Below are 19,548 nucleotides of genomic sequence, written 5' to 3'. Positions count from 1 at the left end.
TCACTTCTCCTCGGTGATGCGGGCGGGGGTGGCGGCGGGGACGTTCCTCGCGTCGAAGACGGCGCCGCCGAGCAGCAGGTAGAGCACGGCCATCCGGATGGAGACGCCGTTGGTGACCTGCTCGACGGCGGTGCAGCGGGCGGAGTCGGCGACCTCGGCGGTGATCTCCATGCCGCGGACCATCGGGCCGGGGTGCATCACGATGGCGTGCTCGGGCATCCGCGCCATGCGGTCGGCGTCGAGGCCGTAGCGCCGGGAGTACTCGCGCTCGGTGGGGAAGAACGCGGCGTTCATCCGTTCGCGCTGGACGCGCAGCATCATCACCGCGTCGGCCTTGGGCAGCGTGGCGTCGAGGTCGTACGACACCTCGCAGGGCCAGGACTCCACGCCGACCGGGAGCAGGGTGGGCGGGGCGACGAGGGTGACGTCGGCGCCCAGGGTGTGCAGCAGGTCGACGTTGGAGCGGGCGACCCGGCTGTGCAGCACGTCGCCGACGATCGTGATGCGCCTGCCGGACAGGTCCCGGCCGAGGCCCGCGTCCCGGCCGGTCAGCCGGCGGCGCATGGTGAAGGCGTCGAGCAGGGCCTGGGTGGGGTGCTGGTGGGTGCCGTCGCCGGCGTTGATGACGGCGGCGTCGATCCAGCCGGAGTTGGCCAGCCGGTAGGGGGCGCCGGAGGCGCCGTGCCGGATGACCACGGCGTCGACTCCCATGGCCTCGAGGGTCTGGGCGGTGTCCTTGAGGGACTCCCCCTTGGACACCGACGATCCCTTGGCGGTGAAGTTGATGACGTCGGCGGACAGCCGCTTCTCCGCGGCCTCGAAGGAGATCCGGGTGCGGGTGGAGTCCTCGAAGAAGAGGTTGACGACGGTGCGGCCGCGCAGGGTCGGCAGCTTCTTGATCGGCCGGTCGGCGACCCGGGCCATCTCCTCGGCGGTGTCGAGGATCAGGACGGCGTCGTCGCGGGTGAGGTCGGCGGCCGAGATGAGATGACGCTGCATCTGTCAGGCTCCGTAAGGCAGTTCAGTGGCAGGAGAGGGGGCCGGTGGTGCCCCCGGGGGCGCGTCCGGGCGCGCCGGGGCGCACGCGGGGGACGTACGGCGGGGAGGTACGGCCGGGGGTACGCGCGCGGCGGCTACGGCTGCCGCGCGCCCGGGGCGTCCGGCTTGGCGCCGAGCAGCACGGTGTCGCGGCCGTCCTCCTCGGCGAGCTGCACCTTGACCGTCTCCCGCAGCGACGTGGGGAGGTTCTTGCCCACGTAGTCGGCACGGATGGGCAGTTCGCGGTGGCCGCGGTCGACGAGGACCGCGAGCTGCACCGCGCGGGGGCGCCCGATGTCGTTCAGGGCGTCGAGGGCGGCGCGGATGGTGCGGCCGGAGAAGAGCACGTCGTCGACGAGGACGACCAGGCGCCCGTCGATGCCGTCACCGGGGATCTCGGTGCGGGCCAGCGCACGCGGCGGGTGCATGCGCAGGTCGTCGCGGTACATGGTGATGTCGAGCGAGCCGCAGGGGACCTTGCGCTCGGTGATCTGCTGGAGCTTGACGGCGAGCCGCTGGGCGAGGAAGACGCCGCGGGTGGGAATGCCGAGGAGCACCACGTCGTCGGCGCCCTTGGCGCGTTCGACGATCTCGTGGGCGATGCGGGTCAGTACCCGCGCGATGTCCGGCCCCTCGAGGACGGGCCTGGCATCGGACGCCTGGGTGTCGGCGTGCGTGTCCATTAAAAACGGACCTCCTTCTCCGCCTCACGGGACGGACCTTAAAGGACGTCGGAATTGCGCCATCCACGGTAGCAGGTGCCGCGGATGGCCCCGTTCACCCCCCTGGGGCCGGCCGGGCGCGGGCTTCGCGGAAGAGGCGGGGCGGACCGTTCGGCTTGACGCAGCAGAGTAACGCTGCGTAACCTCACAGTGAGTTACCAGCCGCGCGGTTCAACCCGCGTCGACACAGTGCCGGGGAGCTATATGTCCAGCGAATACGCCAAACAGCTCGGGGCCAAGCTCCGGGCGATCCGCACCCAGCAGGGCCTTTCCCTCCACGGTGTCGAGGAGAAGAGCCAGGGACGCTGGAAGGCGGTCGTGGTCGGCTCTTACGAGCGCGGCGACCGTGCCGTGACCGTGCAGCGCCTCGCCGAGCTGGCGGATTTCTACGGAGTCCCCGTGCAGGAGCTGCTGCCGGGCACCACGCCCGGCGGTGCCGCCGAGCCGCCGCCGAAGCTGGTCCTGGACCTGGAGCGGCTGGCCACGGTGCCGGCCGAGAAGGCGGGCCCGCTGCAGCGCTACGCGGCGACGATCCAGTCGCAGCGCGGTGACTACAACGGCAAGGTGCTCTCCATCCGCCAGGACGACCTGCGCACACTCGCCGTCATCTACGACCAGTCGCCCTCGGTCCTCACCGAGCAGCTGATCAGCTGGGGTGTGCTGGACGCGGACGCGCGCCGTGCGGTGGCGTCCCACGAGGAGGCCTGACGGGCCCGCGGGCCTGGCCCAATCCGAGCAGAAACGTGCCGCCGGGGTGGCCGGAACTTCACCGTTCCGGCCACCCCGGCGGCCGTCTGCGGCCCTGAACCGCCCCGGAGGCACCCGGGGAGCACGAGGACGCCGAGGGGCCCGCAGCGGCGCTGCGGGCCCCTCGGCGTCCTGTCCCGGCGTGGTGGGCGTCCGTCCTCGCGTACGCCCCCGCCTCAGGCCTCGCGGCCCTGCCGCGCCCCGCCGTCCGTTTCGCGCCGGAGGGAGGGCTTGAGGTCCTTCAGCCGGCCGAGCAGCCCGTTGACGAACGAGGGCGACTCGTCCGTGGAGAACTCCTTCGCCAGCTGCACCATCTCGTCCAGCACGACGGCGTCCGGGGTCTCGTCCTCCCAGATCAGCTCGTAGGCGCCCAGCCGCAGGATGTTGCGGTCGACGACCGGCATCCGGTCCAGCGTCCAGCCGACGGCGTACTGTGCGATCAGCTCGTCGATCCTGGTCGCGTGCTCGGCGTACCCCTCGACGAGCTGCATCGTGTACTCGCTCACCGGCGGCTGCCGGGTGTCGGTCCGCGCGTGCCGGATCCAGTCCGCGAGGACCGTGAGGACGTCGGCGCCGCGCTGGTCGCCCTCGAAGAGGATCTGGAAGGCGCGCTTGCGGGCCGTGTTACGGGCGGCCACGGTTAGCTGTTCACCCGGCCGAGGTAGTCGCTGGTACGGGTGTCGACCTTGATCTTCTCACCGGTGGTGATGAAGAGCGGGACCTGGATCTGGTGGCCGGTCTCCAGGGTGGCGGGCTTGGTGCCGCCGGTGGAGCGGTCGCCCTGCACGCCGGGCTCGGTCTCGGCGATGGTCAGCTCGACGGCGGCCGGCAGCTCGACGAAGAGCACCTCGCCCTCGTGCTGCGCGACGGTCGCGGTGAAGCCCTCGACCAGGAAGTTCGCGGCGTCGCCGACGGCCTTGCGGTCGATGTGCAGCTGGTCGTAGGTCTCCATGTCCATGAAGACGAAGTACTCGCCGTCCATGTAGGAGAACTGCATGTCACGCTTGTCGACGGTGGCCGTCTCGACCTTGACGCCGGCGTTGAAGGTCTTGTCGACGACCTTGCCGGAGAGCACGTTCTTGAGCTTGGTGCGCACGAAGGCCGGGCCCTTGCCGGGCTTGACGTGCTGGAACTCGACGACGGACCAGAGCTGGCCGCCTTCGAGCTTGAGCACCATGCCGTTCTTGAGGTCGTTCGTGGAAGCCACGGTTGCTTCAATCTCCTGGACTTACGTGGACGACCCCGGGGCACGCGCCTACAACGCGAGCAGCTCCTTGGTCGTGATGGTGAGTAGCTCGGGTCCGCCGTCCGCCTCGGGGCGTACGACGAGCGTGTCATCGATCCGGACACCGCCCCGGCCCGGGAGGTGGACCCCCGGTTCGACGGTGACCGGCACGCAAGCGTCCAGTTTACCCATGGCCGCGGGGGCCAACTGCGGGTCCTCGTCGATTTCGAGTCCCACGCCGTGCCCGGTGAGCGGCTGCAGCCCCTCGCCGTACCCGGCCGAGTCCAGTACCAGCCGTGCCGCGTGGTCCACGTCGCGGTAGGCGGCGCCGGGGGCCAGCGCCTCCCGGCCGGCGCGCTGGGCTGCGAAGACCAGGTCGTAGAGCTGGATCTGCCAGTCCGCGGGGGACGTGCCGATCACGAAGGTGCGGCCGATCTCGCAGCGGTAGCCGCGGTAGGCGGCGCCCAGGCACACGGAGAGGAAGTCGCCCTCCTCGACCCGGCGGTCGGTCGGGCGGTGGCCGCGCCGGCCGGAGTTCGGGCCGGTGGCCACCGAGGTGGGGAAGGCCGGGCCGTCGGCGCCGTGGTCGACCAGGCGCCGCTCCAGCTCGAGGGCGAGATGGCGCTCGGTGCGGCCGACGAGGATGGACTCCAGGAGTTCGCCCAGGGCCTGGTCGGCGATCTCGGCGCCGATTCTCAGGCAGGAGATCTCCTCCTCGTCCTTGACGACCCTGAGCTGCTCGACCGCGCTGCCGAGGTCGGCCAGCCGCAGCCCGGGGGCCACCGAGGCGAGGGCGCGGTGCCGGGCCACCGTGAGGTGGTGTTCCTCCAGGGCGAGCGAGTCGGCGCCCTGGGCTTTCGCGAGCCCGGCGGCGGCGACGGCGGGGTCGCCGCCCGGCTGGGGCAGCACCCGCACCCCCAGCGCCTCGTCGGGCCGCCCCTCGTGCGGCCGGTCGTCGGGTGGGCTCTGGCACACCAGGAGGTCCTCGCGCTTTCCGAGGAGCAGGACGGCACCCTGCGGGGCCGCGCCCGCCAGGTACCGCACATTGGCGGGACGAGTCACGAGCGCCGCTGCGCTGCCGCCCGCGTTGCAGCGCTCCCGTAGACGGGTTCGGCGGGCCGCGTACACCTCTGACATGACCCGAGCGTAAGAGCGCGGGGCCGAGATCGCCGTTCGGGAGGGGCCGAGTGGGTCTGCGAGGGGTTCCGCTCCTGCTGGGAGCGGCCGGAGCGGCACGGTCCGCCCCGGCCGCGGCGACGCGGGACTACCAGTTCGGCGGGCTGGCCATCGCCCGGGAGAGCACCTCGTCCAGGACCCGGGCGGTGGCCGGGACGTCGAGCTGGGAGTTGTCGATGATGGGCAGCCCGGAGCCGTACCAGCCGGCCATGCGGCCGTGGATGCGGGCGACCTCCTCGTCGCCGAGGCGGCGGTTGCCGGTGCGCTCGGCGTTGCGCTCCAGGACGACGTCCAGTCCGGGCAGCAGGACGACCGGGAGCAGGCCGGGCCCCACATGACGCTTCCAGCCGCCGAGGCCGACGACGGGGCGGTCCGGGAAGACGGCGTCGTCGAGGATGCAGGAGATGCCGTTGGCGAGGAAGTTCCGCGCGGCGAAGCCGCAGGTGCGGCGGGCCAGCCGGTACTGCGCCTCGGAGTGGTCGTTCCACCCCGACTGCGGGTCGGCGAAGCCGGAGCGGACCCACTCGCGCACGTCGTCCAGGCTGATGTGCGCGGTGGGGACCCGGCGGTGGTCCGCCCAGTATCTGGCGACGCTGGTCTTGCCCGCGCCCGCCGGCCCGATCAGCAGCACCGCGAGGGTGGTGGTGGCCGCGTCGGGGACCGTCTGCGCCGGGGGCGGGCTGGGCACGGCGACCGGGCCGCCCGGTGGCAGCCGTACGTGCCCGGTGGCCTCGGGGCCGGGCGCGGCCGGGGCGGCGGGCGGCGGAAGGGGCGCCGCGGGCGGGGCCGGTACGGCGGGCGGGGCCGGTACGGCGGGCGGCGGCGGTGGGGCGGAGGGGTGCGGCCCGGGCGGCGGGCCCGGGTGCCCGGGGGCCGCGGGCGGCGGCGGAACGGGGGCGGGACCCTGCTGGGCGCCCGGGTGGTGCGGACCCGGGTGCTGTGCGGCCGGCGACCAGCCGGCGGCCGGTCCCTGCCCCGGCTGATGGGGCGGCGGCAGCGGAGAACCCACTGCGTGCTGCATCCGGTGCCACTCCGTCTCGTCTGTCCGGTTCATCCGGTCCACCAGGCGACCGCGTTCACCAGGCGATCGCGGTGGGCGGCGGACTCGGGAGCCCGGCGCCCACCGAACGGTACCGTCCCCGGCCGCCCACCGGTGAACGGCCCGGGGCTGCCGGAAGTGCCCGCGCGACGGGACCGGCCGGAGGCGGCGGCGTCCCCCGGCCCCGGAGGCGCTCCCGCCCCCGCCTCCGGTGCTGCTGCCCCGCCTCAGGTGCTACTGGCCCGCCTCAGGTGCTACTGGCCCGCCTCAGGTGCTACTGCCCAGCCTGAGGTACTACTGCCCGACCTCGCCGTAGGCGGCGAGCAGCACGGCCGGGTCGGGGCCCTCCAGAACGGTGGGCTTGGCCAGGCCGTCCAGGACGACGAAGCGCAGCAGGTCGCCGCGGGACTTCTTGTCGACCTTCATGGTCTCCAGCAGCCTGGGCCACTGGTCGTGGCGGTAGTGCAGGGGGAGGCCGACCGATTCCAGGACCGTGCGGTGGCGGTCGGCCGTGGCGTCGTCCAGCCGGCCCGCCAGGCGGCCCAGCTCGGCGGCGAAGTGCATGCCGACCGAGACGGCGGCGCCGTGCCGCCACTTGTAGCGCTCGTTCTTCTCGATGGCGTGCCCGAGCGTGTGGCCGTAGTTGAGGATCTCCCTCAGGCCCGACTCCTTCAGGTCGGCGGAGACGACCTCGGCCTTGACCCGGATCGAGCGCTCGATCAGCTCGGCGGTGTGCGGTCCGGCCGGGGTGCGGGCGGCCCCGGGGTCGGACTCGATCAGGTCCAGGATCACCGGGTCGGCGATGAAGCCGGCCTTGATGACCTCCGCGAGGCCGGAGACGTAGTCGTTGACCGGCAGCGAGTCCAGTGCGGCCAGGTCGCACAGCACGCCCGCGGGCGGGTGGAAGGCGCCGACGAGGTTCTTGCCCTCGGCGGTGTTGATGCCGGTCTTGCCGCCGACGGCCGCGTCGACCATGGCCAGGACCGTGGTCGGTACGGCGATCCAGCGCACCCCGCGCAGCCAGGTCGCCGCCACGAAGCCGGCCAGGTCGGTGGTCGCGCCGCCGCCCACGCCGACGATGACGTCGGTGCGGGTGAACCCGGACTGGCCGAGGGCCTTCCAGCAGTAGGCGGCGACCTCGGCGGTCTTGGCCTCCTCCGCGTTGGGCACCTGGATGGCGACGGCCTGGTAGCCCTGCCCGGCCAGGTCGGCGCGGAGCGCCTCGCCGGTCCCGGTGAGCGCCTCGGGGTGCACCACCGCGACCCGCTTGGCCCGGTCTCCGATCAACCCGCCCAGCTCGCCGAGGAGCTGACGGCCGATCAGGACGTCGTACGGTGCGGTGCCCGCGGTGCCGCCGACGTGGATCCGGGTCACAGCCTCACTCATGCTTCCTTCAACTCCAGTGCGTCAAGGACGGCTCGGGTGACTTCCTCGGGGGTACGGCCGTCGGTGGCCACCACCGCGGTCGCGGTCTCCTCGTACAGGTGCCGGCGGGCCTCCATCAGCTCGCGCCACTGCTTGCGCGGGTTGACCGCGAGCAGCGGCCGGGCGACGTTCAGCCCGGTCCGCCGGACGGCCTCCTCGACGTCCATCGAGAGGTACACCACGCGCTGTCCGGCGAGCAGGGCGCGGGTGCCGGCGTCGAGGATCGCGCCGCCGCCCAGGGAGAGGACGCCGTCGTGCCCGGCGAGCGCGGCCCGCACCGCCTCCTTCTCCGCGGCGCGGAAGGCGGGCTCGCCGTCGTCGACGAAGATCTCGGCGATGGACCGGCCCTGTGCGGCCACGATGTCGTCGTCGGTGTCCCGGTAGCCGACGCCGAGGCGGTCGGCCAGCATCCGCCCGACGGTGGACTTGCCCACGCCCATCGGGCCGATCAGGACGACGACCGGCACGGCGCTCACCGGATGGCCAGGTGGTCGAGGTAGGACCGCACGTTGCGGCGGGTCTCGGTGACGCTGTCGCCGCCGAACTTCTCCGCCACCGCGTCCGCGAGCACGAGGGCCACCATGGCCTCGGCGACGATCCCGGCGGCCGGGACCGCCGAGACGTCGGAGCGCTGGTGGTGCGCCTGCGCCGCCTCGCCGGTGGCGACGTCCACCGTCCGCAGGGCCCGCGGCACGGTCGCGATCGGCTTCATCGCGGCCCGCACCCGCAGCAGCTCACCGGTGCTCAGACCGCCCTCGGTGCCGCCGGAGCGGCCCGAGACGCGCCGGATGCCCTCGGCGGTGCCCACGATCTCGTCGTGCGCCTGGGAGCCGGGCACCCGCGCCAGCTCGAAGCCGTCGCCGATCTCCACGCCCTTGATCGCCTGGATGCCCATGAGCGCACCGGCCAGCCGGGCGTCCAGCCTGCGGTCCCAGTGCACGTGCGAGCCCAGGCCGACCGGAACCCCGTACGCCAGCACCTCGACCACGCCGCCGAGGGTGTCGCCGTCCTTGTGGGCCTGGTCGACCTCCGCGACCATCGCCTTGGAGGCGTCCGCGTCCAGGCAGCGCAGCGGGTCGGCGTCCAGCCTCTCCACGTCGGCCGGCGTCGGGTACACGCCCCGCGGGGCCTTCACCGAGCACAGCTCCACGACATGGGAGACGATCTCGACGCCCGTCGTCTCCTTCAGGTACGACCGCGCCACCGCGCCCAGCGCCACCCGGGCCGCCGTCTCGCGCGCCGACGCGCGCTCCAGGACCGGCCGGGCCTCGTCGAAACCGTACTTCTGCATGCCGGCGAGGTCCGCGTGGCCGGGGCGGGGGCGGGTCAGCGGGGCGTTGCGGGCCAGACCGGCCAGGATCTCCGGGTCGACCGGGTCGGCCGCCATGACCTGCTCCCACTTGGGCCACTCGGTGTTGCCCACCATGACCGCCACCGGCGAGCCGAGCGTGAGCCCGTGCCGGACACCGCCGAGGAAGGTCACCTCGTCGCGCTCGAACTTCATGCGGGCGCCGCGCCCATAGCCCAGGCGCCGCCGTGCCAGGTGGTCCGCCACCATCTCCGTGGTGATCGGCACGCCGGCGGGAAGGCCCTCCAGCGTGGCGACGAGTGCGGGTCCGTGGGACTCCCCCGCGGTCAGCCAGCGCAACCTGCTCAACGGTGCTCCTCAGTGTTCGCGCCCTCGTACTGCCCTGCGTACGCGCGCCCTCGCGCGTGGTGACGGCTCCGCCGGGTGCGCGACCCCGGCCCGCCTCCCTACGATCCTCCCACGTCCGCCCACGGTGTCCGGCCGCCGGTCCATCAGTCGGACGGGCGCGGCACCGGCCGGCCGGTCAGGCCCGACGGGAGGCGAGGGCGCGCTCTCCGGCCTTGCGCATGGCCTCCAGCGGTGCCGGGGCGCGTCCGGTCATCGACTCGACCTGGAGGACGGCCTGGTGGACCAGGAGGTCCAGGCCGCTGACGACGGCGCCGCCGGCCATGGACCAGCGGGCCGCGAGGGCGGTGGGCCAGGGGTCGTAGAGCACGTCGAAGAGGGTCGCGGGGCGCTCGGGTACGGCGCCGGCCAGGGCGTCCGTGGTGCCCGCGGGGGTGGTGGCGATCACCAGGGGGGCCGTGAGGGCCCGCGCGGCCTCCGACCAGTCGGCGGTGCGGACGTCCACGTCCAGCCGCTCGCCCCACTGCCGCATCTCGGCGGCCCGGGCCTCGCTGCGGACGTAGGCGACGACCTCGCCGGTGCACACCCGGGCGAGGGCGGCCAGGGCCGAGGAGGCGGTGGCGCCGGCCCCGAGGATCGCGGCGGACGGGACCTCTTCGATGCCGTGCTCGCGCAGCGCGGCCACCATGCCGGGCACGTCGGTGTTGTCGCCCAGGCGCCGGCCGTCCTCGGTGAGGACCACGGTGTTGACCGCCTCCACCAAGGCCGCGGTCTCGCTCACCTCGTCCAGCAGCGGGATGACGGCCCGCTTCAGCGGCATCGTCAGCGACAGCCCCGCCCACTCCGGCCCGAGCCCCTCGACGAAGCCGGGCAGCGCCGCCTCGTCGATCTCGAACCGGTCGTACGTCCAGTCCGTCAGCCCCAGTTCCCGGTAGGCCGCGCGGTGCAGCACCGGGGAAAGGGAGTGGGCGATGGGCGAGCCGAGCACGGCGGCCCGGCGGGCGTCAGTTGCCCGAGCTGGCATTGAACTTGTCCTTGAGCTTCTGGAATTCGGCGTAGGTCCGGGCGAACTCGGTCTTGTTCATGCCGTCGGTCGCCACGAAGTAGATCCAGCCCTCGTCCGTGGGGTTCAGGGCGGCCCGCAGCGCCTCCTCGCCCGGGTTGCCGATCGGTCCCGGCGGCAGGCCCTTGTTGGTGTAGGTGTTATACGGGTTCTTGTTGCTGTTGATTTCCTTCTCGCTGATGTGGATCTTGCTCTCGCCCTTCAGGTAGTTGAAGGTCGAGTCGAACTGCAGCAGCTGGTTGGTCTCGGTGTTGGTGGGCTTGAGGCGGTTGTAGACCACCTCCGCCATCTTGCGGAAGTCGTCGTGCGTCTTGCCCTCGGCCTGGACGAGGCTGGCCACGGTGACGACCTGGAGCGGGTTCGCGAGGCCGAGCCCCTTGGCCTTGGCGGCGAGGTCGTAGCGGGCGTAGGCCTGGGAGGCCTGGACCACCATCTGCTTGAGCACCGCCTCGGGCTTCATGCCCTTGGCCGCGGGATAGGTGCCCGGGTACAGGAAGCCCTCGAGCGGGTCGATGATGTTGCGGTTGTCGTTCGCCCAGGCGGGCAGGCCGAGGCTCTTGTACTCCTTGGCGGCGGTCTTCTTGGTGGTGCCGCCCGCGAGATCGAGCTGCTTGTCGATCGCCGCGTACACCTGCGCGTTGCGCTCGCCCGGTCTGACCAGCACATTGCTCTGGCTGCGGGGGTCGAGCATGAGCGTCACGGCGCTCGCCGCGGACATCTCCTTCTTGAGCAGGTACGCGCCCGCCTGGATCTGCTTGCCCTGGGGGTTCTGCGACTGCGCGGCCACGAACGCGTCGACGCTCTTGACGACGCCCGCCTTCTTCAGCGCCCGGCCGATGTCGTACCCGCCGGCGCCCTGGGGGATCTCGACGGCCACCGTCTCGGCGGTGCCGTTGCCCGTGTAGTCGGGGGCCGCGCCGAAACGATTTTGGTAGAACGTGTATCCGTAGTAGCCGGCACCGGCCACACCGCCGCCGAAGACCAGCACGACGACCAGGCAGGCGCAGCCGTTGCGGCGCTTCTTGCCGCTCTTCCCCTTGCCGCCCGCGCCCTTCCTGCCGCTCCTGCCCTCGCCGCCCCGGCCCCTGCGGTCGCCGGGCCCGCGGCCGTTGCCGGGGTCGCCGGCGCCGGGCGTGTCGTCGCCCTCGTCGTCGCCGTCCGCGAAGAAGGGGTGGTCGTCCCCGCCGGACGCCGGCTCCGGGTCCCAGTCGGGCCGCGGCTCGGGCTCGGCCTTCCTGCGGGCCGGCGGTTCGGGCGGCGGGTAGGCGTCCGGCGTGCCGTAGAAGTCCGGCTGCCCGGTGCCGTAGGAGTCGGCCGGCCCGCCGTAGGGGTCGGCGGGGTCCGCCGGGTACGGGACCTGCGGCTGCGCCCCGGTGCTGTCCCAGCCGCCCTGCGGGTAGTGCTGCTGCTGCCCGCCGGCGTAGTGCTGGTCGTACTGCTGGTGGCCCTGGCCGTAGGGCTGGGGCTGCTGGTGGCCCTGGCCGTAGGGCTGGGGCTGCTGCTGGTGGCCCTGGTCGTCGTAGGACGGGTATCCGCCGCCGTAGCCGGGCTGCTGCTGGTGGCCCCACTCGCCGTGCGGCGCCTGCTGCGGCTGCTGGGGATGCTGCTGCGGCCGGCCGTAGGAGGACTGCGGGCCTTCGTGGGCCTGCTGTCCTCTCCATCCGCCGTCCCCGTACAACGGGTCCTCCGGATGCCACGGTTCGGAGCCTGGGCCCCGGCCATACTCAGTCATCGATCCCCTAGAGCCGCGAGGCGGCGGTCACGCGGCGTGCACCCGGCTCCCGTCCCGCCTCTTGCTGTGCGCCGGCTGTTCGAACGCCGCCGCATCGCGCGGAACGTTACCGTATCGCGATCAGATGACCACTTCGACGCCCTCACCGGGTGGTTTATCTGACACCCGTTCGGATTCCAGGGCTTGCTGCAGGATGATGACGGCGGCGGCCTGGTCGATCACGGAGCGTCCCTTCCGGGACGACAGCCCGGAGGCGCGCAGCCCCTGACCGGCCGTCACCGTCGTCATGCGCTCGTCCACCAGGCGGACCGGCACCGGCGCGATGCCCTTGGCGAGTTCACCGGCGAAGGCGCGGACCTTCACCGCCGCGGGCCCCTCGCCCCCCTTCAGGGAGCGCGGGAGACCCACGACGACCTCGATCGGCTCGTACTCCTCCACGAGCTGCCGCAGTCTGCGGTGGGCGGCCGGGACGTCGCGCCCGGGGACGGTCTCCACCGGGGTGGCGAGGATCCCGTCGGGGTCGCACGAGGCGACCCCGATCCGGGCGTCCCCGACGTCGATCGCGAGCCGGCGTCCTCTGCGCATCTGCACCGTTTCCTTACCGGTCCCTACCGGGCCGTCACTTGGCGGTCTCGGCGACCAGGCGCTCCACGGCCTGCGCGGCCTCGCCGACGGCGGCCGGGTTCTGGCCGCCGCCCTGGGCGACGTCCGGCTTGCCGCCACCGCCGCCGCCGAGGGTCTTGGCGGCCGTGCGCACCAGGTCGCCGGCCTTCAGACCACGCTCGCGGGCGGCCTCGTTGGTGGCGATCACGGTGAGCGGCTTGCCGCCGGTGACCGTGAACAGGGCCACCACCGCGGCCCGTCCGCCCTGGATGCGGCCGCGCACGTCGAGCACCAGCCGGCGCAGGTCGTCCGGCGTGGTGCCGTCCGGCACCTGACCGGTGACCACGGCCACGCCCCGTACGTCCCGGGCGGACTCGGCGAGACCGGCGGCGGCCTGCAGCACCTTCTCGGCGCGGAACTTCTCGATCTCCTTCTCGGCGTCCTTCAGCTTGCCGAGCATGGCGGAGACCTTCTCCGGCAGCTCCTCCGCGCGTCCCTTGAGCAGCTCGGTCAGCTGGTTGACGACCGTGTGCTCGCGGGCGAGGAAGTTGTAGGCGTCGACGCCGACCAGGGCCTCGATCCGGCGCACGCCGGAGCCGATCGAGGACTCGCCGAGCAGCTTCACCAGGCCCAGCTGGGCGGTGTTGTGCACGTGCGTGCCGCCGCACAGTTCCTTGGAGAAGTCGCCGATGGTCACGACCCGGACGCGCTCGCCGTACTTCTCGCCGAACTCGGCGATGGCCCCCTGCTTGCGGGCCTCGTCGATGCCCATGACGTCGGCGCGCACGTCCAGGTCGCGGGCGAGCACCTCGTTGATCTTCTGCTCCACGTCGGTCATCACGGACGCCGGCACGGCGGACGGGGAGCCGAAGTCGAAGCGGAAGCGGCCGGGCTGGTTCTCGGACCCGGCCTGCGCGGCCGTGGGACCGAGGGCGTCGCGCAGCGCCTGGTGGGTCAGGTGCGTGGCCGAGTGGGCGCGGGCGATGGCCTTGCGGCGGCGGACGTCGATCGAGGCGTGCGCCTTGGCGCCCACGGTCACCTCGCCGACCTGGACGACGCCCTTGTGGACGTAGACGCCCGGGACCGGCTTCTGGCAGTCGCGGACCTCGATGACGGCACCGGTGTCGGTCCTGATGCGGCCGGTGTCGCCGATCTGGCCGCCGCCCTCGGCGTAGAACGGGGTGCGGTCCAGGACGACCTCGACCTCGTCGCCCTCGGTGGCGGCCGGCGAGGGGACGCCGTCGACCAGCAGGCCGACGACGGTCGACTCGCCCTCGGTGTCGGTGTAGCCGATGAAGTCGGTGGCACCGGCGGCGTCGGCGATCTGCCGGTAGGCGCCGAGGTCGGCGTGGCCGGTCTTCTTGGCCTGGGCGTCGGCCTTGGCGCGCTCCCGCTGCTCCTTCATCAGGCGGCGGAAGCCCTCCTCGTCCACGGACAGCCCCTGCTCGGCGGCCATCTCCAGGGTGAGGTCGATCGGGAAACCCCAGGTGTCGTGCAGCAGGAAGGCCTTGTCGCCGGACAGGACCGTGCCGCCGGCGGCCTTGGTCTCGCTGACGGCGGTGTCCAGGATGTTGGTGCCGGCCTTCAGCGTCTTGAGGAAGGCGTTCTCCTCGGCGAGGGCGACCTTCTCGATGCGCTCGCGGTCGGTGACCAGCTCCGGGTACTGCTGCCCCATCATGCCGATGACGACGTCGATCAGGTCCTTGACGACCGGGCCGGTGGCGCCGAGCAGGCGCATGTTGCGGATGGCGCGGCGCATGATGCGGCGCAGCACGTAGCCGCGGCCCTCGTTGCCCGGGGTGACGCCGTCGCCGATGAGCATGGTGGCGGTGCGCATGTGGTCGGTGACCACGCGCAGCGAGACGTCCGAGGCGTGGGCGTCGCCGTAGGCCACACCGGTCAGCTCGGTGGCCTTGTCGATGACGGCCATGGAGGTGTCGATCTCGTACATGTTCTGCACGCCCTGCAGAATCATGGCGAGCCGCTCGAGGCCCAAGCCGGTGTCGATGTTCTTGCTCGGCAGTTCGCCGAGGATCTCGAAGTTGTCCTTGCCTGTGCCCTCGCCGCGCTCGTACTGCATGAAGACGAGGTTCCAGATCTCCACGTACCGCTCGTCGTTGACGGCGGGGCCGCCCTCGGCGCCGAACTCCGGGCCGCGGTCGTAGTTGATCTCGGAGCAGGGGCCGCAGGGTCCGGGGACGCCCATGGACCAGAAGTTGTCCTTCATGCCCAGGCGCTGGATGCGCTCGGCCGGGACGCCCACGACGTCGCGCCAGATCTGCTCGGCCTCGTCGTCGTCCTTGTAGACGGTGATCCACAGACGGTCCGGATCGAGGCCGTAACCGCCCTTGTCCTGGGGCGTGGTGAGCAGCTCCCAGGCGAGCTTGATGGCGCCTTCCTTGAAGTAGTCGCCGAAGGAGAAGTTGCCGCACATCTGGAAGAACGTGCCGTGCCGCGTGGTCTTGCCGACCTCTTCGATGTCGGGGGTGCGCACGCACTTCTGCACGCTGGTGGCGCGCGGGAAGGGCGGCTTGACCTCGCCCAGGAAGTAGGGCTTGAAGGGCACCATGCCGGCCGGGACGAGCAGCAGAGTCGGGTCGTCCGCGATGAGCGACGCCGAAGGGACGACGGTGTGCCCGCGCTCCTCGAAGAAGCTCAGCCAGCGGCGGCGGATCTCAGCCGACTCCATCAGTGGTCCTCATTCCGGTTGTACGAGTGCGTCTGGTACGTCGGGTCACCGGCGTACTTCGGGCTGGTGCGGTTCTCGATGGCGGTGTACCGCCGGGGCGCCGGGAGTTCGCGGTCGGCGGGGGCGCCGATGCCGAGCGCGTCGCCGAGTTCGGCCTCCCGCTGGGCCATGTGGTCACGGACGTCGACCGCGAAGCCCACCGCGCGGTCCTTGATGCGGTGACCCGCCTCGAGCGCCTTGTTCGCCGCGGTCACGGCGAGGGACTCGGGGGTCAGCTGCCGCAGTTTGCGGTTGACTTTGGTGGTGGCCCAGACACCGGCGGCGACACCGGTGCCGAACCAGAACGTACGGCGGAACATCGCTAGTCCTTACTTCTCCCGGTTGTTCCGCTTCCCCCGCCGGGCGGCCGGGACGGTGCGGCCCACGATCACGGTACGCCTGGAGGTTCCGGCGGGCACGTCCTCCGCCTTGCGGGCGCCGAGGGCCCGGCGCACGCCGTAGCCGAAGGCGGCGACCTTGACCAGGGGGCCGCCGAAGGTGGAGGCCACGGTGGTCGACAGCGCCGAGGCGTTGGAGGTGACCTCCTGCACGTCGGAGGCGATCGCGTCGACGCGGTCGATCTGGGTCTGCGCGGAGCGCACCGCCTGTGAGGCGTCCGCCAGCAGCGGCACCGCCTGGTCGGTCACCTCCGCCACGAGCCGGGTGGTCGCCTTGAGCGTCCGGGCCAGCCTCGCCAGCACCACGGCGAGGAAGGAGACCAGGATCGCCCAGAACACGGCCACCAGGATCCCGGCCACCTCTCCACCGGACACTGTGCGCACCCGCTCCCTGAACCTGCAGTGAACATCGGAACCAAAGAATCAGTCCCCCGAGCCTATCGCGCCCGGGGTGGAGCCCCGTACCGGATTACCGCCCGCGCGCGGCGGGGACCGGGGCACACGCGTGAGCCCGCCGTCTCCCCGCCCTGGGGCGGGGAGACGGCGGGCTCACCCGGGATGGTGCTACGGCCTGCCGGTGATCAGCGGGCGTAGTACTCGACGACGAGCTGCTCGTCGCAGATCACCGGGATCTCCTTGCGGTTCGGCTCGCGGTCCAGGCGGAACGCCAGGGCCTTGAGGTTCACCTGGAGGTAGCGCGGGGTCTCGCCCTCGGGGGCGAAGCCACCCTCACGGGCGATCTGGAAGAGCGTCTTGTCCTTGGAGCGGTCGCGGACCTGGACGACGTCGTCGGGGCGCACGCGGAAGGACGGCTTGTCGACCTTCTGGCCGTTGACCTGGATGTGGCCGTGGACGACCATCTGGCGGGCCTGGTAGATCGTGCGGGCGATGCCCGAACGCAGGACCAGCGCGTCGAGACGGCGCTCGAGCTCGATGATCAGGGCCTCACCGGTCTTGCCCTGAACCTTGGAGGCACGCTCGTAGGCGCGGACGAGCTGGCGCTCGGACACGTCGTACTGCGCGCGCAGACGCTGCTTCTCGAGCAGACGGACCTTGTAGTCCGAGTTCTGCTTGCGGCCGCGGCCGTGCTCACCCGGCGGGTAGGGGCGGGCCTCGAAGTACTTGACGGCCTTCGGGGTCAGCGCGATACCGAGGGCGCGCGACTTCTTGACCTTGGGGCGGGACTGGTTCGCCACTGTCTTCCTTTTCCTAGTTTCCGGCTCGTCAGTGTTGAGGGAGGTCGCATCCGCAGCCGGGGAAACCCGCCGGGTCCGCGTGGGACCTGCCGGGCAGCCGCTCCCCTGGTCTGGGCACATACGTGCAGCACGCGAGTGGCCCACCTACCGGCCCCGGCTCGGCCGGGCGGTGGTGGGCTGCCCGCGACACCGATCGACGGTGCGCGACGCTCCTGGATTCCGCCCCTGGGGGCCGGAGTCCGGCTGGGTGTCCCGCTCTGACGCGCCGACCGGAGCCGGACACGGGACGCAGCACTTCGCAGCAGTCTACAGGGTGCTCAGGGCCGCTTCCGCCCGAGGTGCTTGCGGGTCCACTCGACCGCGTCGGCATACCGCGCCTCGGCGCCGTGCCGGCCCGGGGCATAGTACTCGCGGTCCTTCAGGGCGTCCGGGGCGTACTGCTGGGCGGCGATGCCCTCGGGCAGGTCGTGCGGGTAGACGTAGCCCTGGGCGTGGCCGAGCTTGGCGGCGCCCTTGTAGTGGCCGTCGCGCAGATGGGGCGGCACGGGTCCGGCCAGTCCCTTGCGCACGTCCTCCAGGGCGGCGCCGATCGCCGTGGTCGCCGAGTTGGACTTGGGGGCGAGGGCCAGGGCGATGGTGGCGTGGCTGAGGGTGAGCGCGGCCTCGGGGAAGCCGATCATGGCGACGGCCTGGGCGGCGGCGACGGCGATGGGCAGCGCGTTGGGGTCGGCGAGACCGATGTCCTCGCTGGCGGAGATCATCAGCCGGCGGGCGATGAAGCGGGGGTCCTCGCCCGCCTCGATCATCCGGGCCAGGTAGTGCAGCGCCGCGTCGACGTCGGATCCGCGGATGGACTTGATCAGGGCGCTGGCGACGTCGTAGTGCTGGTCGCCGTCGCGGTCGTACTTCACCGCGGCCCGGTCGACGGTCTCCTCCAGCGTGGTCAGGCCGATCTCCGTCTCGCCCTTGTCGAGCGCCGCGCCGGCGGCGGCCTCCAGCGCGGTCAGGGCCCGGCGGGCGTCGCCGCCGGCGATGCGCAGCAGGTGGTCCTCGGTGTCCTCGGGGAGGGCGACGGTGCCCTTCAGGCCGCGCTCGTCGGTGAGGGCGCGGCGCAGCAGGCCGCGGACGTCGCCGTCGGTGAGCGGTTCCAGGGTGAGCAGCAGGGAGCGGGACAGCAGCGGGGAGATCACCGAGAAGTACGGGTTCTCGGTGGTGGCCGCGATCAGGGTCACCCAGCGGTTCTCGACGGCGGGCAGCAGCGAGTCCTGCTGGGCCTTGCTGAAGCGGTGGATCTCGTCGAGGAAGAGGACGGTCTCCTTGCCGTACCCGCCGGAGGCGCGGCGGGCGCCGTCGATGACCGCGCGGACCTCCTTGACGCCCGCGGTGATCGCCGACAGCTCCACGAAGCGCTTGTTGGTGGCCTTGGAGACGACATAGGCCAGGGTGGTCTTGCCGGTGCCGGGCGGGCCCCACAGGATCACCGAGGAGGGTCCCGCCGGTCCGCCCGCGCCCTCGCCGACGAGCCGGCGCAGCGGCGAGCCGGGCTTGAGCAGGTGCTGCTGGCCCACCACCTCGTCGAGGGTGCGCGGGCGCATGCGGACCGCCAGGGGGCTCGCGGCCGGGTCCTTCTCCTGGCGGTCTTCGGCGGCGGCGGTGAACAGGTCGGGCTCCACGCTGAAACCCTATGGCACACCACTGACAACGGGGCCGGGGCCCCGGCCCGGCCCGCGGTCCCGGGGCGTCAGGCCCAGAGGGTCGCGCCCCAGCGGGTCAGGATCAGCATGACGATCACACCGCAGTGCGTGACCGGCAGGACCCAGGTGAACTCGGAGAGGAAGTTCTTCACCGGGCGCGGCGCGGGCAGGAAGTCGTTGCGGACGTTGAACGAGGTGACGTACCAGAACATGACGATCGTGGCGACCCAGGCCAGCGAGCACCACAGGCACAGCGCGTTGATCCGGTACAGCGACTGGAACTGCAGCCAGGTGACGAAGCACACGCCGAAGAGCGTGCCGAAGTTGAAGGTCAGCCAGTACCAGCGCGGGAAGGTCGCGCGGGCCAGCAGGCTCATGCCGACGCAGATGACGATGCCGTAGCAGACCAGGCCCAGCAGCGGGTTGGGGAACCCGAAGACCGAGGCCTGCTTGCTCTCCATCACGCTGCCGCAGGAGATGATCGGGTTGATGCTGCAGCTCGGGGTGAAGGTCTTGCCGCTGAGCTTGCCCTCGAGGATCTTCTGCTTGTCGATCGTGATGATCCAGGCGGCGAGCAGTCCGGCCGCCCCGGTGATCACCAGCAGCAGCGCGAAGGCGCGGCTGCCGCCCACCGTGCGCGGTCCGCGCACCGCGTGCTCCGGCTCGGGGTCGGGCTCGGTGGAGACGTCCCTGACTGTCGTCTTGCTCATCACGCCGATTCCGTCACTAGTGGGTCGGGCCCGCTTCGGTCAGGGCCATTGTGCCGCACCCACGGCCCTGTCCACCGGCCGGTGGACACCAGGGGATACGTACGACGGGCCCCGAACGTTCGGTTCCGGCCGCTGCCCGGCCGCTGGCGGCCCCTGCCCCGGCCGGGGCGCGCGTGCGGCGCCCGCGCCCGGAATTCGCCCGGCGGAGCGGATCGACGGCCGCCGGGTTGACGCTCCGCGCGGCCTCGCCGGCCGCCGGGCACCGGACACCGGGCACCGGACCACCGGACACCGGCTCGCGTAACCCGCCGGCGGAAGCCGGCGCCCGGCTCGGCCGGCCGGGGAATCGGCCGGATCCCGTGCGTGGGGGCGCCGCGCCCGCCGGCACGGCCGGCGCC

General features: G+C 72.4%; 19 protein-coding genes. 1 reads left to right on the top strand and 18 read right to left on the bottom strand.

Annotated elements, in window-relative coordinates; translation table 11 throughout:
* Together ACI2LW_RS17755 and pyrR are read right to left on the bottom strand one after the other, a co-directional pair.
* A complete protein-coding gene (locus tag ACI2LW_RS17755) occupies positions 1 to 999 on the bottom strand; it encodes an aspartate carbamoyltransferase catalytic subunit (RefSeq protein WP_404732118.1) in 999 nt (332 codons plus the stop codon).
* A gap of 134 nt (positions 1,000 to 1,133) precedes the next feature.
* Positions 1,134 to 1,721, bottom strand: coding sequence for a bifunctional pyr operon transcriptional regulator/uracil phosphoribosyltransferase PyrR (gene pyrR, locus ACI2LW_RS17750; protein WP_404732117.1), 588 nt, complete (start codon positions 1,719 to 1,721; stop codon positions 1,134 to 1,136).
* A gap of 243 nt (positions 1,722 to 1,964) precedes the next feature.
* Here pyrR and bldD point away from each other — a divergent pair, with 243 nt between their 5' ends.
* On the top strand, positions 1,965 to 2,468 hold the full coding sequence (gene bldD / locus ACI2LW_RS17745; RefSeq protein ID WP_018570201.1) for a transcriptional regulator BldD: 504 nt from the start codon (positions 1,965 to 1,967) through the stop codon (positions 2,466 to 2,468).
* 215 nt (positions 2,469 to 2,683) lie between these two features.
* Here the strand turns inward: bldD and nusB are convergent, their stop codons facing one another.
* From nusB to ACI2LW_RS17665, 16 genes are all read right to left on the bottom strand, one after another.
* Entirely contained in the window at positions 2,684 to 3,145 is a 462-nt protein-coding gene (gene nusB / locus ACI2LW_RS17740) for a transcription antitermination factor NusB (protein WP_404732116.1), read from the bottom strand.
* Positions 3,146 to 3,147: 2 nt separating this feature from the next.
* Positions 3,148 to 3,714: an elongation factor P gene (efp, locus tag ACI2LW_RS17735; protein WP_014671526.1), complete on the bottom strand. Its 567-nt coding sequence runs from the start codon at positions 3,712 to 3,714 to the stop codon at positions 3,148 to 3,150.
* A 48-nt stretch (positions 3,715 to 3,762) separates the two neighbouring features.
* The gene (locus ACI2LW_RS17730; RefSeq protein ID WP_404732115.1) at positions 3,763 to 4,869 is read right to left on the bottom strand and encodes an aminopeptidase P family protein; all 1,107 of its coding nucleotides are present in this window, start codon (positions 4,867 to 4,869) and stop codon (positions 3,763 to 3,765) included.
* A 127-nt stretch (positions 4,870 to 4,996) separates the two neighbouring features.
* Complete coding sequence (locus tag ACI2LW_RS17725) at positions 4,997 to 5,929, bottom strand: Pro-rich N-terminal domain-containing protein (protein ID WP_404732114.1); 933 nt, start codon at positions 5,927 to 5,929, stop codon at positions 4,997 to 4,999.
* 312 nt (positions 5,930 to 6,241) lie between these two features.
* Complete coding sequence (aroB, locus tag ACI2LW_RS17720) at positions 6,242 to 7,333, bottom strand: 3-dehydroquinate synthase (RefSeq protein ID WP_404732113.1); 1,092 nt, start codon at positions 7,331 to 7,333, stop codon at positions 6,242 to 6,244.
* Entirely contained in the window at positions 7,330 to 7,812 is a 483-nt protein-coding gene (locus ACI2LW_RS17715; protein WP_404732208.1) for a shikimate kinase, read from the bottom strand. Before ACI2LW_RS17715 ends, aroB begins: the two co-directional genes overlap by 4 nt.
* A 32-nt stretch (positions 7,813 to 7,844) precedes the next feature.
* Complete coding sequence (aroC, locus tag ACI2LW_RS17710) at positions 7,845 to 9,029, bottom strand: chorismate synthase (RefSeq protein ID WP_404732112.1); 1,185 nt, start codon at positions 9,027 to 9,029, stop codon at positions 7,845 to 7,847.
* Positions 9,030 to 9,204: 175 nt separating this feature from the next.
* Positions 9,205 to 10,050 (bottom strand): shikimate dehydrogenase, encoded by an 846-nt coding sequence (locus ACI2LW_RS17705; protein WP_404732111.1) that lies wholly within the window; start codon positions 10,048 to 10,050, stop codon positions 9,205 to 9,207.
* A complete protein-coding gene (gene mltG / locus ACI2LW_RS17700; protein ID WP_404732110.1) occupies positions 10,031 to 11,821 on the bottom strand; it encodes an endolytic transglycosylase MltG in 1,791 nt (596 codons plus the stop codon). The genes ACI2LW_RS17705 and mltG overlap by 20 nt, the downstream gene beginning before the upstream one ends.
* 120 nt (positions 11,822 to 11,941) lie before the next feature.
* Positions 11,942 to 12,406 (bottom strand): Holliday junction resolvase RuvX, encoded by a 465-nt coding sequence (gene ruvX, locus ACI2LW_RS17695; RefSeq protein ID WP_404732109.1) that lies wholly within the window; start codon positions 12,404 to 12,406, stop codon positions 11,942 to 11,944.
* A 34-nt stretch (positions 12,407 to 12,440) separates the two neighbouring features.
* Positions 12,441 to 15,113, bottom strand: a complete 2,673-nt coding sequence (alaS, locus tag ACI2LW_RS17690; RefSeq protein ID WP_404732108.1) for an alanine--tRNA ligase — start codon at positions 15,111 to 15,113, stop codon at positions 12,441 to 12,443.
* The gene (locus tag ACI2LW_RS17685) at positions 15,113 to 15,472 is read right to left on the bottom strand and encodes a hypothetical protein (protein WP_404732107.1); all 360 of its coding nucleotides are present in this window, start codon (positions 15,470 to 15,472) and stop codon (positions 15,113 to 15,115) included. Before ACI2LW_RS17685 ends, alaS begins: the two co-directional genes overlap by 1 nt.
* A gap of 9 nt (positions 15,473 to 15,481) precedes the next feature.
* Positions 15,482 to 15,934 carry a DUF948 domain-containing protein gene (locus tag ACI2LW_RS17680; protein WP_404732106.1) on the bottom strand — a complete coding sequence of 151 codons (453 nt, stop codon included), beginning with the start codon at positions 15,932 to 15,934 and terminating at the stop codon, positions 15,482 to 15,484.
* A gap of 197 nt (positions 15,935 to 16,131) precedes the next feature.
* Entirely contained in the window at positions 16,132 to 16,746 is a 615-nt protein-coding gene (gene rpsD / locus ACI2LW_RS17675) for a 30S ribosomal protein S4 (RefSeq protein WP_404732105.1), read from the bottom strand.
* Positions 16,747 to 17,063: 317 nt separating this feature from the next.
* Complete coding sequence (locus ACI2LW_RS17670) at positions 17,064 to 18,419, bottom strand: replication-associated recombination protein A (RefSeq protein ID WP_404732104.1); 1,356 nt, start codon at positions 18,417 to 18,419, stop codon at positions 17,064 to 17,066.
* A gap of 68 nt (positions 18,420 to 18,487) precedes the next feature.
* Positions 18,488 to 19,150, bottom strand: a complete 663-nt coding sequence (locus ACI2LW_RS17665) for a vitamin K epoxide reductase family protein (protein WP_404732103.1) — start codon at positions 19,148 to 19,150, stop codon at positions 18,488 to 18,490.
* Positions 19,151 to 19,548: the final 398 nt, after the last annotated feature.

This window comes from Streptomyces sp. NPDC004065 (genome assembly GCF_044903565.1).
In the GTDB taxonomy this organism is placed as follows: domain Bacteria; phylum Actinomycetota; class Actinomycetes; order Streptomycetales; family Streptomycetaceae; genus Streptomyces.
Note: the sequence above shows the minus strand (reverse complement) of the source record. Positions and strands in the feature narration are given on the sequence as shown.

Excerpts from the sequence above, each read along its gene's own strand:
- ACI2LW_RS17715 (WP_404732208.1), bottom strand. The coding sequence starts at position 7,812 with ATGGGCGTGGGCAAGTCCACCGTCGGGCGGATGCTGGCCGACCGCCTC.
- ACI2LW_RS17755 (WP_404732118.1), bottom strand. The coding sequence starts at position 999 with ATGCAGCGTCATCTCATCTCGGCCGCCGACCTCACCCGCGACGACGCC.
- ruvX (WP_404732109.1), bottom strand. The coding sequence starts at position 12,406 with ATGCGCAGAGGACGCCGGCTCGCGATCGACGTCGGGGACGCCCGGATC.
- mltG (WP_404732110.1), bottom strand. The coding sequence starts at position 11,821 with ATGACTGAGTATGGCCGGGGCCCAGGCTCCGAACCGTGGCATCCGGAG.
- bldD (WP_018570201.1), top strand. The coding sequence starts at position 1,965 with ATGTCCAGCGAATACGCCAAACAGCTCGGGGCCAAGCTCCGGGCGATC.
- ACI2LW_RS17685 (WP_404732107.1), bottom strand. The coding sequence starts at position 15,472 with ATGTTCCGCCGTACGTTCTGGTTCGGCACCGGTGTCGCCGCCGGTGTC.
- alaS (WP_404732108.1), bottom strand. The coding sequence starts at position 15,113 with ATGGAGTCGGCTGAGATCCGCCGCCGCTGGCTGAGCTTCTTCGAGGAG.
- aroB (WP_404732113.1), bottom strand. The coding sequence starts at position 7,333 with ATGAGTGAGGCTGTGACCCGGATCCACGTCGGCGGCACCGCGGGCACC.
- ACI2LW_RS17665 (WP_404732103.1), bottom strand. The coding sequence starts at position 19,150 with ATGAGCAAGACGACAGTCAGGGACGTCTCCACCGAGCCCGACCCCGAG.
- ACI2LW_RS17705 (WP_404732111.1), bottom strand. The coding sequence starts at position 10,050 with ATGCCAGCTCGGGCAACTGACGCCCGCCGGGCCGCCGTGCTCGGCTCG.
- ACI2LW_RS17730 (WP_404732115.1), bottom strand. The coding sequence starts at position 4,869 with ATGTCAGAGGTGTACGCGGCCCGCCGAACCCGTCTACGGGAGCGCTGC.
- pyrR (WP_404732117.1), bottom strand. The coding sequence starts at position 1,721 with ATGGACACGCACGCCGACACCCAGGCGTCCGATGCCAGGCCCGTCCTC.
- ACI2LW_RS17725 (WP_404732114.1), bottom strand. The coding sequence starts at position 5,929 with ATGCAGCACGCAGTGGGTTCTCCGCTGCCGCCGCCCCATCAGCCGGGG.